Here is a 16155-nt window from a genome sequence, read left to right on the forward strand (position 1 = left end):
ATTCATGCGGCGTTTAGTTCCCGATTTTGGTTCGCGTATCCGATCCACTCGGACACTTCATCGAGATCCGGCAGTTTCCCGCCGCGAACGATTTGCTTACCTTCGCTCGACTGAGCGACCCGATCGACCTTGGCGAACAAGGCGGCCGCGTTGCTGGCGGCTAACTCTTCTGGTGTCGTCACTCCGACGGCGACCAAGAACTGGGCGTCATGCCCCCGCAACATCGGCACTCGACACACCAGCGTAGCTTGATTCTGCCACTGTGTCACGGTTGCCCGGTCGATTCGGCGATGTTTGAGCTTCTCAGCGACTGCGGCCGCGTCGGATGTCAGCAAATCGTTGACGGTAACAATCCCGATTCGGTTCAACCGTTCCGCCATGCGTGGACCGATCGAGGGTGCGTCGACCACATCGTCGGCTCGCTCTAGGTAAAATCGCAATCCGTTGACGGTCGGTCGACTCTCGCTTGTCCGCGTGTCCCTCGATCGCGCAGCTTGCGGGCGGCGTCCGGTATCCTGCGTTTTGTAAAAGCGTTGCCCCCCGTTGGATCGATGCTCGCCGTTGGATTGACGTTCGCCCTTACTTGATGATCGGTTACGATCCGATGAGCGAGCATTCCGACGGGTGCGAGATTCCGACGCCGACGATGGTTTGAGCGCCGACACGGTTCGCTTCGATGAAGCTTCACGATCGTAGTCTCGCGTTAGTTCGTCGATTTCCTCGGCGATGCGATCAGCGCGACGCTCGACTTCGACTTCGTAGCGTTCTTGATCGAAATCATCGTCGGTCAAATAAACCTCTTCCGCTACAGGACGTCGCGAACGAGTTTGTTGTTCGCGATCGTTATCGATTCGGTCGCGGGTCACGCGAGTTTCAACGGGACGCCCGTCGACGGTACGGGTTCGCCGAACGGTGTGGACGCTGTGGTTCGCCGAAGCGATCCAACTCGTAATCCGAGATAGCTCGTAGCTGGTTCCCGAAAGCAAGATCTGTTGACCTCGCTCGGTCGCCAAAAACGTCTTGACCCGATCGAGAAGCTCGGTCGGATGGATCGCCGCCAACTGTGCGGGGTCTTGAACACCGCATCCGACCAAGACACGAGCGTCAAAGCCTCGCAGTTGCGGTACTCGGCACATTAAACGACATTCGGATTGCCACCGACGGATGGTCTTGGCATCGACTCCCGCTAGCCCGAGCGTATCAGCCAACCGATTGCTGTCTTGGTTCATCAAATGCGTGATGTGCGAAATCCCGACCCGGCGAAGACGCTGAGCCGCCACGGCGTCAATAGAGGGCGCCGTGTCGATGGGACTGTCAACGGTCATGAAGTACGGCACATCGGAATCGCCTATCACGCCGCTGCTGAGTTGCGACTTCCCATGACGGGCGATCAGGCTGTCCGAAACGAGTGAATTTGAAACCGGATCGTGGGCGTCGACCGTCGCGTCCTGCTGCCGAACCGACTGTCCCGAAAACGGTCGGGTCGAGCTTTGCTGAGCGTAATAGTACCCATCACGATAAGTCGCCCCGGGTGCAGGCGCGTCGGTTGCAACTTGTCGATGGTAGTCACCTTCTCGCAGACCGGCCGACTCGATCCATGCTTGGTCAAAGGCACGATTGACGTAATGATCGATCTCGGTATCACGCAGGTCGATCGGGCTAGCAACCGGCCGGCCGTTTGCGTCGATCCCGTGTGGGCCGGCATAATGATCTTGCCGCTGGACGCCTCGCCAAATCGGACGATGAGGATGCACAATCCGCTGAGTGTGCAATTCAAAACTGCGTGCTCCGGATCGCTTGAGCTGATGGGCGAGTGGAGCGAACTCGGTAAGCACCAATACTTGCCGACCGGCTGCGGTGTAATCCGAGAGCGCTGACGCAATCGCGTCGCCCGTCACCCCTTCGCGAGTCCACGGACGGTAGGCATCGTGTTGATATTCCGTTGCATGATTCGAGCTAGCAACAAACAACTCACGATGAGTCTCCAGGACCAACGGAATCGCATGTCCCATCCGGCCGAGCAATTCGCCGGCCGCCATGCGAACCGCCAGACACGCCAATGCCCGTGTCGCCGCCGAAACGCTTTGCTCATCCAAGCAATCGATCGTCACCGACACTCGGTGATCGACTCGGTGATCCACACGGTCATTCATCCCATCGACCGACGATCCCCCGCGTAGCGGCAAGTGAGTGCACCGATCGGTCGCGACCGGAACGCTGGACCATTGCACGATGCGATGACGTCCCCCTGATAATCGGACCAGCCATCGGCTTGCCAATTCAGACAACGATGATTCACGTCGTGCGATCGGACGGTCGCGATCCAATTCTGCGATCAATGCGTCGCGGCGTCGACCAAGCACGTCGGCGCGTTCGAAACGACAAGAACAGCCGTCGACGTAAGCGGCTGAACCGAATGCAGATTGCTCGGCAATGGCCGCTTCGAGCTCTCTCAACCTCGCGTCCAACCTAGCGATCTCAGCATCGATCATCTCAACGGAGCCGCTGGCGCGGTCCAATCCGACCGGATAAATCGGGTCGACGATGGGCAAAACGCGATCAAAACGACGCAACTTGGCCGATTCATCCAAGACGCTGCGTAGTTCACCCTCGACACGGAGTAATTCGCTCGACGCCGAACGTCGCTCGGCAACCCAGTCGGGATCGTAGCCAGAGCCGGAATCAAACGATCGCCCCCAATCAGCGTGTGTACGGGCGAGCGTCTCGACGATACGGGATCTTGTCGCGAGTAAACGATCGAGCGACTGATTCAAATCATCAGCGACACGATCGAGATGATAGGTCGTCAAAAATTCTCGATGACGAATCTGATCACGTACTCGGCGAACTGTTTCCAGCATCACGGTGCGGCGTTCGTGGGGTTCGAACCAACTCAGGTCCAACCAGGAGCTCGCATCGGAAGCCGCATTCGGAGCAGCCACCCCGACGCGCGACAACAGCCAATCCAAGTGACGCTGTGCTGCCTCGATCCGAATCGCCAGATCGTCAATTGGGTGCAACGGCTGGTAAGCGGCATGATAGAAATCGGCCCAAGGCCGATCGCTTCGATAGTGATCCATCGCGCGAACGAAATGATCGTAACGACGGGTTTGCATCCATTCTGGATCCAGCCAACGCCCCGCTTGCGCCGCCGCATACCCCGTGTTCGATCCGGTATTTAAATCAAACGGCAAATGAGAGGAGGCGAGTAGGTTTCGAATGCCGCGGATGTCGGCGAGCACTCGACGCAGCGAAACGATTTCACGATCAGCACGGCTGATTTGTTCTCGCAGCGTGTCGACCGAGGTCGATTGCCAAGCTTCGGGCAACGCATACAACCCACCCGACCCGACGGCATACCGAGACTCGCTGGATCGGTAGGCACTGGAGTCCAACTCCGCAATCCATCGCTGCAACGAGGCCGCTCTCGTTCGCAACGATTCGGCTTGAAAATGCAGTTCCCGCAATCTTGAATCACTGTCCGATCTCCGGATTTCATGCACCATCGGATCAACGAACAAGCGCTCGCGACGGGCCACACATTCATTGCGGCGGCGTAGCAGATCAACACGCTGCCGCTGAAGATCGGATGTATCGACCCGATCGACGACGGGACGAGCATCTCGAAGCTTGGCGAGTTCGGCCTCGACGTCTGCCAATTCCGCCCGCAACTCGCGGCGGCGTCGATCGTCCTCATGAGTGCGGACAAACGATTGCGAATCGGCATAACGGGCTGTCTCGTTCTCGAAAGGCATTCGAGCCAGGTCGTCGCGATCCAGGCCGGCCGAAACACAGGATGCGACGACGCGAGAAACACTGCTGACGGTCGTGTCGACCATCACGCCATCGACGATTGATTCCGGAATACGAATGCTTTGCAATGTTCGCGAAGCAAGAGAAGATCGATAATGCGAGGCCGTTTGGGAAGCAACTTCGGCGGAATCGAACCATCCGTCGGCGTAGCCGTCCCACGCTGCGGAGGATTCACTGCGGTTTTCAAACTCCACGGTCCGCCGACCGTTAGGCGTGCCATCTTGCTCGCGTCGGCAGTGAATCCAGCCGTTCGAATCGACCCAGACGATCCGCCCCGATGAATTGCTGAGCATCCCCAGAGGGTAGTCTCGGTCGATCAGCGAATCGCGAATGAACCGACTGATCGCGGTTTTTCCGGAGCCGGCCGGCCCGAGGACGACGTTGAGGTGGTGAGACAACGGACCGATCTCGACCCGATTGAGCGGACCATGGCTATCGATTTCGATACGATCTAATAACATCAGAGGTTCCTTCCTGGACGACGTCGGGTCAATGCAACCAGTCCCAGACGCAGGGTTTGGACGATCCTGTCCAATGCGGGGTGCCTGCGTTTCGGTCGCGTAGAAAGAGAACTTTAGTCGAATTGCCAAATCGGCCGAAAGACCGATTCCGTGAAACTGGAACCACTGAACAAATTTTTCTAGCGGTCTGGGACAGCTAAAAGTTAGGGGAGTGGATCTTGTTAAAGATCCTGTAGCGGCAGGATCTTTAACAAGATCCTCTACAGCCAACCCCCATTTTTACCTGTAACAGACCACTAGTTCGATACGCTACGCCTGGACTGCGAGTCCCGTTACTGCGGCGTATTGTTATACTCGTCCCATGCGATCCCCGAATTCTCACCGAATGAATCAACAGCGCACGACCGATCGAGTGGCCATGACGCCGATGATCGACGTCGTGTTCTTGCTGATTATTTTTTTCTTGGTCTCCAGCCACCTGTCCCGGCGAGAAAATCGAATGCCGGTTTCACTGGCCGATTCAGCGACCGGAATCAGCGAAACGTCTCCGGCGGACGACGTATTCACTCTCACCATGGATGCTCAGGCTAGGCTATTCCTTAACGGAAGCCAGCTATCGACGGACGTCTTCTCGTCGCGACTTCCTCGTGATTCCACCCAAACGGTCCGGATCCGCGTCGACCGATCCTTGGCTTATGAACACCTCAATCGTGTCTTGGCGACCCTTACCGATCGAGGCTTTCAAAACGTATCGATCGTCACAAGCCCGATAGCCGTGAGTCGCCCATGAGACCGCCCTCACATGCCAATTTCCGTCGTGATAGCGATGACCTAGCCATGACGTCGATGATTGATGTTGTTTTCCTGTTACTTGTTTTTTTCGTCTGGACGAGTAGTTTCGATCTGCCTGAGACAAGCCTTCCTGGTTCGATCGCTTTGGCTCCTTCGAAAACGCCCCCCGAAACAATGGATGAGTCCATGGCGGTAAATCCGGATCTCCCAATGCCGTCACTGGAGGTCAAACCGACCGAAATCATCGTCCGAATCATCGATCACCCCGGCGGCAAGTCCTACCGGGTTGGGGCCGTCGAACTGGCCGATCTCTCCGCCGTTAAGAGAAAGCTATCGAAGATTTCCGACATGCCGATTGCCACGATGGTGGTCGTCGACCCCGACCCGGCGATTTCGGTATCCGATACGATTGACGTATTCGACTTCGCACGCAGCTTAAAATTCTCCAAGGTGTTGCTGGCTGTCGAACCGGACCTTGAACTCGTCCCTTGATAAATCAATCTTCCCAGCGGCGAGACAACTTGAGTAGAACTGTGAAAGATTCGCAAATTTCTTTTCACAACTCTCAACGCCGCCGACACCGTGTCCCTGAACGCTCTGGCCGCCAACACTGAAAACGAAGCACGACGTGCCGCGTCGTTGCGGCGGATCGCGATCGTACTGCGGGACTTGCCTGAACCGGTCGCGTTGAAATTACTTGCAGACCTTGGTCCGGAAGCCAGGCGACGGGTACAACGCGAATTGCGCACCTTGATCGACGTCGATCCGATGGAACGTAAACGCGCTCTCGAATCGTTTACCGGTTCGATCAAACGACAAGCCGCCCGGGAAGCGGATCATCGATTGCCGCCGGACACACAAAACAGTCTTTTATCTGACAACCATCGGGCCGCCATCGATCGTCTGACCGATGAACCCGTTGATCGTCGCAATCAGCCGGAATCCACGACGAAACCCAGTCGTCCGCTTGGCTTCCTCGATCAAGTGGCCGACGAGGACCTGTTGACATTGTTACAAGACGAGCACCCTCAAACCAAAGCAGTCGTGTTCGCGTCGATCGAGCCTTCACGTGCCGCTCGCATTCTACCGCGACTCGGAAACGCACAACGTCAAGACATGCTCAGTCGAATCGGGCGTTTGCAATCGCTGCCTGACGAAATGCTCGCGGACCTCGCAGGTAGTTTTCAAAATCGGGTGCAGCGGATACAAACGGCTCGCGACCGTAATCCGTTGCAACAACTCATCGACCAAAACGCCATCGACTATCCAGGCGATCATGCGGTTTGGAACCCGGCCGATGCCGCCAAACATGTTCCCCGTTCCGCAGTCGCCGTTTCGCCGCGATTGCAGGCAATCCTGGCTGAATTACCATCTTCTGCACCGGACCCGATTCCCGAAGAAGAAGCGTCCCAGGTCGCAGCGCGTTTGCGGCAGATCACTCGCGAGACTGAACCGACCGCACCGACGCAAACATCCGACAAGGTCACCGTGAGTCGGCCGACGTTATCGACCGACCAGATTCACCTCGAACTCGTCCGGCTTGCGCCCAAGCGTTTGTGTGAGGCGCTCGCCCGTGTCGAAACTCGGGTCGCCATCCTGGCACTGTGCGGCTTGCCGAACCAAACGGCTGATGCAGCGATCGCGTGCTTGCCACGAGCGGCGGCGAACCAAGTTCGCCGCCAGTTGATGTCATTGGGTTCCATGGAGATTCGCGAAATCGATCTGGCCAAAGAGGCCGTTGCGATAGCCGCTCAAGTGATCCATTCCACCCATGCCGTGCAGGCAACCGCACCAGACGGCGTTTCCCAGCACTCTACCCGACTAGCCGCATAAGGCCGGTTCGCCGGTATCACCATGGCAACCATTGTAAAACAACAACGAACGGTCACCCCATTCCCTCCGGCTGCGCCCGACGTGAGGCTTCCGGCACCACGCCCCGGCACCGGATCAGTGCAGATTATCAAAACTGGCCACAGCACCAGTCCATCGCCGCCCGAAGATTCACTGCCGATCCCTAGCGGAGGCGTAGCCGCGCGATTGTCCGGGACCATCATCGGTAAAGACAAGGCCGGTAGCGAAGGGCTCGTCGAGTTCAATCTCGCGGACATTGTCGAGCAAGGGCGACAACAAATCATGAAATGCCGGGCTGAAGTCGAAGCCATGATGGGCCAGGCTCAAGCCGAAAGCGTACGAATCAAGCAACAGGCCAAGTCCACCGGTCACGCCGAAGGCCAAAAAGCGGCGGCTGCCGAAATCGATAAAAGGATCGCCGTCGAGGCCGAAGCGAAAGCTCAAGCCCAGGTCGAATCGCTGCGGAAAATGGTCGTTCAAATGCGAACGCAGTACGATCAATGGATGCACCAATACGCCGAAGTCATGACCGCCACCGCGATCGCGGCCGCCGAACGACTACTTAGAAAAAAAGTAGAACTGCCTAACGCATCTCCACTCGCCGTCGCTCCCGATCCAGACGACTCCGCCGATTCACCGTCTTCGTCGTTACCGACCGAAGAGCATGTTCTCGTTCGCTGGGCGCGCGAGGCACTTCACAGCACACGTTCCGCCGGTCGTTTAACACTGGCCGTTCATCCTGACACGCTCGCCGAACTCGGTCGTCAATTCGATGAGTTGTTATCCAGCCCGGATCTGCCCGAACAGTCCGTCGTGATTCCCGACGAAACGCTGTCGGTGGGCGACGTGGTCGTTCGTCAAGACGGCGGCGAGATCCGCGCCGGCCTAGAAGCTCAACTGCAACGCCTTCGAGAAGAGCTGTTATGACCCCTGTGGCCGCATTGGTTCCGCCGCGATTGCCCGATCCTCGTTCGGTGGTCGAGTCGATTGATTCGATGGTCATGTTTCAAGTCCGCGGTCGAGTGGCTTCGGTCACCGGCGATGCCGTCACCGTACAAGGCATGACCGCGCCACTGGGGGCGTTGTGTGAGTTAATGCCACCTGATGCTAAACCGACGCTCGCACGTGTGATCGGTTTTGACAACACGCGACCGATCTTGGCTCCGTTGGAAGCCATCTCGCGATTGGCCGCCGGTGATCGCGTTCGCTTGGTTTCCAACGCGATGAGTTTGCGAGTCGGTGGGTCGCTGTGCGGACGGATCATTGATGCTTTCGGACGTCCGATCGACGGTCGACCGCTTAGCGAAGACCTATCTCGAGTCGTCGTTTCCCACACATCACCCGATTCGCTATCGCGTCCCCCGATCGATCAACCTTTGCAAACCGGAGTCCGCGCCATCGACGGCATGTTGACTTGCGGCATCGGACAGCGACTGGGCATCTTCGCCGGCTCCGGCGTCGGCAAAAGCACCCTGCTGGGCATGATCACCCGGGGAACCAATGCAGACCGCGTCGTCATCGCGATGGTCGGCGAGCGGGGCCGCGAGGTGAACGAATTCATTCAGAACTCACTCGGCCCGGAAGGGTTGAAAAAGGCAGTCGTTGTCGTCGCCACGAGTGATCGACCGGCCGCCCAACGATTGTCCGCCGCCATGACCGCGACCAGCATCGCCGAACAGTTTCGCGACGACGGACACAATGTCTTGCTGCTCGTCGACAGCGTCACACGATTCGCGATGGCGCAGCGAGAACTCGGCTTGGCCGCCGGCGAACCGCCGACCACCCGCGGTTATCCGCCCAGCGTGTTCAATATGCTGCCTCAATTGGTCGAACGGGCCGGTCGAACCGAAAAGGGCTCGATCACAGCTTTCTACACCGTCTTGGTCGAAGGCGATGACCAAAACGAACCGATCGCCGATACGGTTCGCGGCTTGCTGGACGGCCACATCGTTTTGAACCGCAAGCTCGCTCATCGTGGTCACTACCCACCGATCGATATCCCACAAAGTATCAGCCGACTGCAAAATCAATTGGTCACCCCCGAAGTCCGTGAATCGGTCCTGAAAATTCGCGAACACATGGTTCAATACGAAAACAGCGAAGACCTGATCTCGATCGGTGCCTACCGAGCCGGGACCGATCCGCGAATCGACTCTGCGATCGCAATGCGAGACCCGATCAACCTCATGTTGCGCCAAAACAGTAGTGACCAAACACCACTCGCCGACTCACAACGGTTGCTCGTAACGTTGGCCGCGACGCCACCAAACGTGGCAGCCCAGATGATCGCCGACGCGAACAAACGAACGGCAGGGTAAAATGGCGTTTCAATTTCGATTTGATTCGATCCTCGCATTGCGTTGCCGCGAACGCGACGAAGCCGGACGTGAAGTCGGCAAAGCGAACGAGGCGATTCGCCGTGTCGATGAACAAATCCGAGACTTACAGCGACAACGCGACGAAATCCGTCGACTTGCCGCAGGCATGTTTCAAAACCATGGCGACGGCAATCGTGAGTCCCCCAACTCGCACGGCGTCTCCATCGATCGCGCCTTGCAACAAGGTCGATACGACCTGCAACTGCAAGCCGAACAGATCGGGCTGCGTTCGACGAAGGAAACGCTTCTCAAAGAATTGCAACGACGACGTGACGTTCTGGTCAACGCCGAGGCCGAGGTTAAGCGATTAGAACGATTGCGTGAAACTCAAAAATCCGAATACCGCTATCTCGAACTACAACGTGAACAAGCTGAATCGGATGACTTAACGACCGCCCGACTGATCATTGATCGCCGAAACCGAAATCGGAGTCGAACATGAAATTTTTAATGAAAACCATCGGGGTCGTTTGCGTTGCCACCGTGTTGACCCAATTGATCGTACTCGGCGTGTTCGCCGTCCGCGGAACTCTCAACGCGGGAACGTTGACCAAAATGATTGCACTGGTCAATGGAATCGACATCACCGGAAACCAGTTGCGGCAAATACTTCAGGAAGAAGGTGACCGCGAACAGCCCGACTTTGACGAGATCCTCGACGCCCGCCAGCGGGAAAGCCTGGATATCGACATGCGTCTACGCAGCCAACAAGAGTTTAAAGACGAATTGGCCGTGATGCTGTCGCAGTTGAAACTGGAACGAGATCGGTTCGACGAACGCCGAGAATCCTTCGACAAACGCTTAGCCGAAATCCGCCAGGGAGCCCAAGACGAAGGTCTTCGAGAAGTCCAGCGGACGCTCCAGGCACTCGAGGCGGAACAGTCCAAAGAGCTCTTGATGAGAATGTTTGACGATAAAAGAATTGATGACGTCGTTAATATCATTCAAGCCATGCCCATCGATAAACGAAAAGATATATTGGCGGAGTTTGCGACGCCGGAAGAAGCCGACAAACTCCACGAGATCCTGCGCCGCATCGGCGAAGGGATGCCAACGACCACGTTGATCGACGAGGCACAAGGAAAATAATCCTGCCCCGCCCCAACGTGTTTCACGATCTGGGGGGATCAGGAATGTCGGTCATTGAAGCGGGACGCAACCGTGAAACAACGGCGCGCGGAATCGAAAACACAAGCACACCGATCGAATCGCGGCTGGCGAGACTCAAAGGCCGCTTGTCAGGATCTCAGTCGCTCGACGGCACCGAGACCGGCGGCCTGGGCGACCCCTTCGCGGAGGTGTTCGCTCGAATCGCTACCACCGATGCCCCGCCGCCGCCAACGACTTCGACAACCGAATCGTCCGCACCGACCACGGATACTGACGAGAACGACCGTGAAGAAAATGTTTCGAAGGTCGACGACACACAACCCGAATCCGAAAACCAATGGGCCAATGACCCAACACTTCCGGCGTTGATCACAGTCGACGAGCCCAAAGGGGAACCCGAAACCACCGAGGTGACCACGCTCGAGGCCAACGAAGACCACTCGCGGGAATTGCCGAGCGGCCCGCTCGAGACCGAAGACAAACCCATCGTCGCCGCTCAAGTCTCCCGTCACGAGACCGAAGCGGAATCGCAGGGAGACCCTGTCGCCCCGCAGGAACAGACCGAAGACGTGATCGTCACCCCCCAAGCCGCTCAAGCAGCAGCCGAAGATATCGATCGACGTCGCTACGAAACCGACGAAGTCGTTGTCGGCGACGAGCAAATCAAAACAGAAACGATCGAAGCTCCGGTCAAGTTGGAAGAATCAAGCCGCAGCGAAGCAAACGACGAGACTTCCGACGAACAAGGGTCGCGTCAACCAAACCAAACGCCACTGAATCATGGCGACGATCGAGTCGAACGACGACGGTACTCTGATGATCGTGCGACCAGCAACACATCCGCCCCGCAAGCGTCCGATTCGCAGACCTCCCAACTTGGCGAGTCATCCTCACTCGGCTCGCGATCGACGACAGGCTCTCAATCCCAGGCAAACTCCGGCACCGGTTCGATCGATGTTTCAGCGATGACACCATCCGCATCCACAACCCCGCTGTCCGCGGGAGTTTCGGCGGCGGTTGCTGCCCAGGTCACGACGACCGTTTCCAGTTCACTTGTTGGCAACCGAAGCGGCGCAGTCGGCTCCGCCACGGGCGCTAGTGCAACGGGAGGAACGTCAACCGGTACGAACGCGACCGCAACAAGTGACTCTTCGAACGCTGGCTTGGACAACTCGGCCAAAAATCAACGCGGCGATGCGGCATCGCAATCCAATTCACAAGGTGGCGTGACGGGCACCAACACTCTGTCGGCCGTCCAGCGTGCCAAACTCGTGCAACGGGTTAGCCGCGGGTTCCAGCACCTCGGTTCGAACGGTGGTCAAATTCGTATGCGGCTTTCGCCCGAAGCCCTCGGTTCGGTTCAACTGCAATTGAATATACGCAACGGCGAACTCAGTGGCACAATGATCACGCAAACCGACGCGGCCACCGAAGCATTGAGGGAGCAATTACCGCAACTGCGCCGATCGTTGGAAAGCCAAGGGATCCGATTAGAAAAGATCGACATCGAAACCGAATCGGTGACCAACCTGATGGACACTGCAACATCCGACCGACAATTCGGAGACCCGTCCGGCCAACCCCGCCAACACCCCTTCGGTGAACCAAGCGTCCCCGGCCAAACCCAACGTACCCATTGGTCCCAGGTCCGCCCGACCCCCGCCGCCGAACGCCCCGCCGCGACGCTCCCCGCGTGGTCCACCCCGACGTCCGGCGTTGATCTGCACGCTTGAGCACCCAAACATAGGTTGTTGGGCTAAACGCACGTGGCAGTGTCTCTCAGAGACGCTGAATGCGGCGAGTTTCCGAGAGACTCGCCTACGTGTTTTGCTACGCTTGATCGACCAGATGGTGCCAACGAAAATGGACCATTACTTGAGGAAGTCGTCGAGATCGAAGATATCGTTGTAGTGCCCACAATCGAGTTCGTTTGTTTTCGATTCATCGGAAACGGAAAGATGATTGTCCGATCGGCGGGTTCGGCTGCGAATTTTGTCGCCCCATTGAACGAGCTTCGCGTCTGAAACGGCGGACTCACGCTGGATCTTGATTTCGGCATTCTGGCCGGTGCTGGGGATAGATGCTCGCACTTTAAGCCGACCGTTGTTCTGGTACTCGAAAATCACATTGACTTGCGTTCCGGCGGCGAGGCCGGGCGGCAGTCCTCGGATGATGCATCTTCCGATCGGTGTCGCGTGATTTCCGCTGGCATCGCCTCCTTCGACGACGTTTACCATCACACTTTGTTGGCCCTCTTCGGCGGTCGTAAACGCTGCCCCGTGCTTCGCCGGCAGGACCGTGTTTCGCGGCAACAGCACTTTGGTTCGATGCATGCCCGTCTCTTTCTCCAATCCCAAAACACCAAGGTCATGCGAGTTCACATTCGATACTTGGACCTTCGGTCCGTCGGCGTCGGACCGTGCGAGCAGATTGGCGTAGATCGCCGCACCATGAGCGACCGCTTCATCGGCGGCAAGGCTTCGGTCGACAGGCATTCCGCTCTCGGCTTCGAGCATCTCGACGATGGCGGGCATGCGGGTCGATCCACCGACAAGCAGGATTCGCGTCAGATCGCCCCACTTCAACCCCGCGTCGCGGACGACTTTCGAAGTGGTGAACCGCGTTCGCTCGACGAGATGTGCGGTCATGCGATTGAGGTCAACACGTCTCAACGGCACGGCAATCGATTCGCCAGCGTGCTCGAAATAGATTGACAACTCGGTTCGAGTCGAAAGAGATCTTTTCGCGTCCTCGGCTTCTTGCAAAAGTTTCTGTTCGCTCTTCGCGTTCGTCGTCAGATCAACCAAATGTTCATTGTAAAACGTGTCCGCGATCAGATCAGCGATTTTTTGGTCCCAATCAATGCCGCCGAGTTGAAAGTCGCCATCGGTGGCGATCACGCGAAAACGATTCGATTCGACTCGGACGACCGATACGTCAAACGTCCCGCCACCGAGATCGTAGACAAGAATGGTTTCACCCGACGGCGAGGCGGCTTGGGTATCGAGGAATCCTTGTTCAACGCCAAACGCGATCGCAGCTGCGGTGGGTTCGTTGATAATGTCAAGGACGTTCAACCCGGCAAGCCGCCCGGCATCCATGGTCGCCTTGCGTTTCGGTTCGCTGAAATAGGCCGGAACGGTAATGACCGCGTCCTTGACCGGTCCGAGTTTTTGCTGTGCGTCGTTGGCGAGCTTCTCAAGGATGACCGACTGGATGACTTCCGGCGGATAGGATTCGCCATCGAAGGATTTCCAAAACAGCGGCTTGCCCATCTCACGCTTAACCCAACGCGCGATCATCTCCGGTCTGACCATCGCCGCCTTGAGAGCTTCTTTTCCGACGACCATCGCGCTATCGTCAAAAAATACCACGCTCGGCGTCAGCAAGTCGCCGTCGAGATTCGCGATCGTTCGTGGATTGCCCCGGCTATCGACGTGCGCTACACAGCTAAACGTCGTCCCAAGGTCGATTCCCAAAGGAGAACAATGAGTTCCGCCGGGATTCCGAGTCGATCGATCGACCGTCATTCTTTGCCCCATTCGATCGCGAAGTACATCGGTTCATCCGTAAAGTCATGCCACAGGTGGGTGCGTCGATACATGGCAGCGAGTGGTTCATTTGGAAGTCCTTCGGGCTGACCCGCTTGTTGATCCCACATGAAAAAGTACTGCATTTCACCTAACGCGTCGTACCAGACTCCGTCTTTTCGTAGCATGCCGAGCATCAGAGGTCGACGGGCGTGTTGCGACACGAACTCGTTTTCCGCTTCACTGCGAACAACGACCAGCCGACCGCCCGCTTGAGTCGCCATCGCGACGGCGGCCTCGAACCGGAGCGTTTTGGTTGAAAAGAGGTACCAATTCCCATCGAAGTGAATCGCTTCGGGAGGCACTCCACGAGGAGGTGTCGGCGTCCGCAAATCCGCATTAGGTGCGGAACGAATATCAAGACGTTCTTTGTTCTCTTGCGAGTACGTGTCAATCCGAGTTTGCGCGGCGGCCCGACTGAGCCCCGACAAACCACTGTTGAGAGCATGCTGATACCAGTGAACGGCTCGCTCTTGATATTCCATCGCAAGGGCTGGCTCGCCCGGCAATAGCGCCGCAAACTCCCACCACTGGTCCGCCAATTTCTCAGCCGACGCCGCATCGGATGGCATTTGAAGTTCGAGTTCCGCCATCGTCGCAAGCTTCGTGTTTTCGGCGCGGCGGAGCATTGGCAATCCATTGCCCCAATCTGACTTGCCAAAACACAGGAATCGGCCGAGGTACTCGTTTGCCTTGGGATTGTCAGGCTCCAACCGCAATCGCTCGCGGGCAGCTTCTACCATTGGATGGGCCTGCTGCAGTACTAAAGCTTCTTCGATTAGACTGGCGAACTTTTTGTTCATCGAGATGTTCTTGAAATCGATCGCCAGTCGCTTGCCGATTCGTCCCAACTCGATCAGGGTCGGATAATCCTCCGCCATTAGGGCGACCCGAGCCATGGCTTCGGTTTGGTCGGCAGCGGCGAGTTGTTCGGAAGGTCGATAGAGCTTGGTGACCAATTCAATGATCGTGGCCGAACGCTTCGAATCCACGTTGGCTTCAAATCGAGATGCCATCGAGTCGAGTGCCAGCATCGCTCCGGTAAAATCGTTGGCTTCGCGGAAGAATTTCCAGGATATCTCGAGAAGCACATACTTTGCCGCCGTTTGTGGTGTTTCGTCCACAAGGAGATAGCAGTTGGTTGCGAAGTGTCGTTTCTCATGCGGCGTTTGCGCGGCGGCGATCTTTGGAGCGAAAATCGTCTCGACTTCTTCCATACTGATGCTGATCTGTTCCGGCGTCGGCATCGGCAATCGCGGCCCGAAATAACCGTCGGCGTAGGGCACGCGATGATTAGACGGACCAGTTCCACCACCGCCGGAAGCTAGCATGCGAAATGCTCTTAGTCGTTCCATGGCCGCGTCCGAAGACGAAATATTCGGCGCGGCATTCGATGTGACGCCCGCCGATGGCTCGGGCCTGAAGTTCGTTTGAGCTGATGCCCCCGGTGACATCGAATGCGGGATTGTTCCGGAAGCGGTTATTGCACCTCGCTGCGACGTTGAACTGGCGGCCAAGTCATCCACACCGCGAACGGAGGAAGAAGCCGGCGACGTCATCGATGAAGACGGCGCTAAACTCACCGCCGGGTCGATGGATTCAGTATCCATGGAACCTGCGAAAGGCTTCGAGAGTACATCGAGATGTTGCTGGGTCAACAGTCCCGTCTTCCACGCAATCAGTAGGCTAAGCCCGCTAGGCACCAAAACGGACAAGATCAAACCGAATGAACTAGAACGCTTCCTACGCGGTCGCGAACTGGCATGCACGTGGATCGTTGGAGCGCCCGTCGTCGGTGATGACTGTTGCTGCGGTGCAACCCTCGCGTGAAGCTGAGCGTCGTATTGTTGTTTAGACTGAGGATTGAGCAATCGCAATCGTGCTTCAGAGACTTCGTTGAGGAGTCGCTCGGCTTGTTCAGCATGAAGCCCATTACAGCAATCACGCAAATAGGCCATCTGTTTGTTGGCGGCCGCGTCGATGACATCACGATCCGATTCGAGCGATTCAACCCCGAGCAAACGGTACAACGTGGGCGGTTGGTCTCGCTTAGGAATCCCGAGAAGTTTGTGATAGGGATCGTACTGGGAAGCCTCGCCAGAATTATCGTGTTGCATTCATTTACCGTCCGAAATGAACCTAGATCTGGCGTTCACCTTC

11 protein-coding genes are annotated in these 16155 nt (G+C 57.2%); 8 read left to right on the plus strand and 3 right to left on the minus strand.

The genetic code is table 11. The features are described 5' to 3' along the window. Positions 1-2: 2 nt before the first annotated feature. Positions 3-4274: a DUF4332 domain-containing protein gene (locus Pla100_RS08840; protein ID WP_146577254.1), complete on the minus strand. Its 4272-nt coding sequence runs from the start codon at positions 4272-4274 to the stop codon at positions 3-5. A gap of 385 nt (positions 4275-4659) precedes the next feature. Between Pla100_RS08840 and Pla100_RS08845 the strand changes: the two genes are divergently transcribed. From Pla100_RS08845 to Pla100_RS08880, 8 genes are all read left to right on the plus strand, one after another. After that, positions 4660-5064 (plus strand): ExbD/TolR family protein, encoded by a 405-nt coding sequence (locus Pla100_RS08845; RefSeq protein ID WP_197167784.1) that lies wholly within the window; start codon positions 4660-4662, stop codon positions 5062-5064. Continuing rightward, entirely contained in the window at positions 5061-5558 is a 498-nt protein-coding gene (locus Pla100_RS08850; protein WP_146577256.1) for a biopolymer transporter ExbD, read from the plus strand. The genes Pla100_RS08845 and Pla100_RS08850 overlap by 4 nt, the downstream gene beginning before the upstream one ends. Positions 5559-5648: 90 nt before the next feature. Beyond that, the gene (locus Pla100_RS08855; RefSeq protein WP_231602860.1) at positions 5649-6899 is read left to right on the plus strand and encodes a FliG C-terminal domain-containing protein; all 1251 of its coding nucleotides are present in this window, start codon (positions 5649-5651) and stop codon (positions 6897-6899) included. A 21-nt stretch (positions 6900-6920) separates the two neighbouring features. Next, entirely contained in the window at positions 6921-7844 is a 924-nt protein-coding gene (locus tag Pla100_RS08860; RefSeq protein ID WP_146577257.1) for a FliH/SctL family protein, read from the plus strand. Next, positions 7841-9235 (plus strand): FliI/YscN family ATPase, encoded by a 1395-nt coding sequence (locus Pla100_RS08865; protein WP_146577258.1) that lies wholly within the window; start codon positions 7841-7843, stop codon positions 9233-9235. The genes Pla100_RS08860 and Pla100_RS08865 overlap by 4 nt, the downstream gene beginning before the upstream one ends. A 1-nt stretch (position 9236) precedes the next feature. After that, complete coding sequence (gene fliJ, locus Pla100_RS08870) at positions 9237-9737, plus strand: flagellar export protein FliJ (RefSeq protein ID WP_146577259.1); 501 nt, start codon at positions 9237-9239, stop codon at positions 9735-9737. Beyond that, positions 9734-10384 (plus strand): hypothetical protein, encoded by a 651-nt coding sequence (locus tag Pla100_RS08875; RefSeq protein WP_146577260.1) that lies wholly within the window; start codon positions 9734-9736, stop codon positions 10382-10384. The genes fliJ and Pla100_RS08875 overlap by 4 nt, the downstream gene beginning before the upstream one ends. 44 nt (positions 10385-10428) lie before the next feature. Then, entirely contained in the window at positions 10429-12138 is a 1710-nt protein-coding gene (locus Pla100_RS08880) for a flagellar hook-length control protein FliK (RefSeq protein ID WP_146577261.1), read from the plus strand. 138 nt (positions 12139-12276) lie between these two features. Here Pla100_RS08880 and Pla100_RS08885 read toward each other — a convergent pair whose 3' ends face one another. Beyond that, a complete protein-coding gene (locus tag Pla100_RS08885; RefSeq protein ID WP_197167785.1) occupies positions 12277-13935 on the minus strand; it encodes an Hsp70 family protein in 1659 nt (552 codons plus the stop codon). Next, complete coding sequence (locus tag Pla100_RS08890; RefSeq protein WP_146577263.1) at positions 13932-16112, minus strand: C-type lectin-like domain-containing protein; 2181 nt, start codon at positions 16110-16112, stop codon at positions 13932-13934. Before Pla100_RS08890 ends, Pla100_RS08885 begins: the two co-directional genes overlap by 4 nt. Positions 16113-16155: the final 43 nt, after the last annotated feature.

It is taken from the genome of Neorhodopirellula pilleata, from assembly GCF_007859915.1.
GTDB lineage: Bacteria > Planctomycetota > Planctomycetia > Pirellulales > Pirellulaceae > Rhodopirellula > Rhodopirellula pilleata.

Coding starts and splice junctions, on each gene's coding strand:
- Pla100_RS08840 (WP_146577254.1), bottom strand. CDS start 4,274: ATGTTATTAGATCGTATCGAAATCGATAGCCATGGTCCGCTCAATCGG.
- Pla100_RS08845 (WP_197167784.1), top strand. CDS start 4,660: ATGAATCAACAGCGCACGACCGATCGAGTGGCCATGACGCCGATGATC.
- Pla100_RS08850 (WP_146577256.1), top strand. CDS start 5,061: ATGAGACCGCCCTCACATGCCAATTTCCGTCGTGATAGCGATGACCTA.
- Pla100_RS08860 (WP_146577257.1), top strand. CDS start 6,921: ATGGCAACCATTGTAAAACAACAACGAACGGTCACCCCATTCCCTCCG.
- Pla100_RS08865 (WP_146577258.1), top strand. CDS start 7,841: ATGACCCCTGTGGCCGCATTGGTTCCGCCGCGATTGCCCGATCCTCGT.
- fliJ (WP_146577259.1), top strand. CDS start 9,237: ATGGCGTTTCAATTTCGATTTGATTCGATCCTCGCATTGCGTTGCCGC.
- Pla100_RS08875 (WP_146577260.1), top strand. CDS start 9,734: ATGAAATTTTTAATGAAAACCATCGGGGTCGTTTGCGTTGCCACCGTG.
- Pla100_RS08880 (WP_146577261.1), top strand. CDS start 10,429: ATGTCGGTCATTGAAGCGGGACGCAACCGTGAAACAACGGCGCGCGGA.
- Pla100_RS08885 (WP_197167785.1), bottom strand. CDS start 13,935: ATGACGGTCGATCGATCGACTCGGAATCCCGGCGGAACTCATTGTTCT.
- Pla100_RS08890 (WP_146577263.1), bottom strand. CDS start 16,112: ATGCAACACGATAATTCTGGCGAGGCTTCCCAGTACGATCCCTATCAC.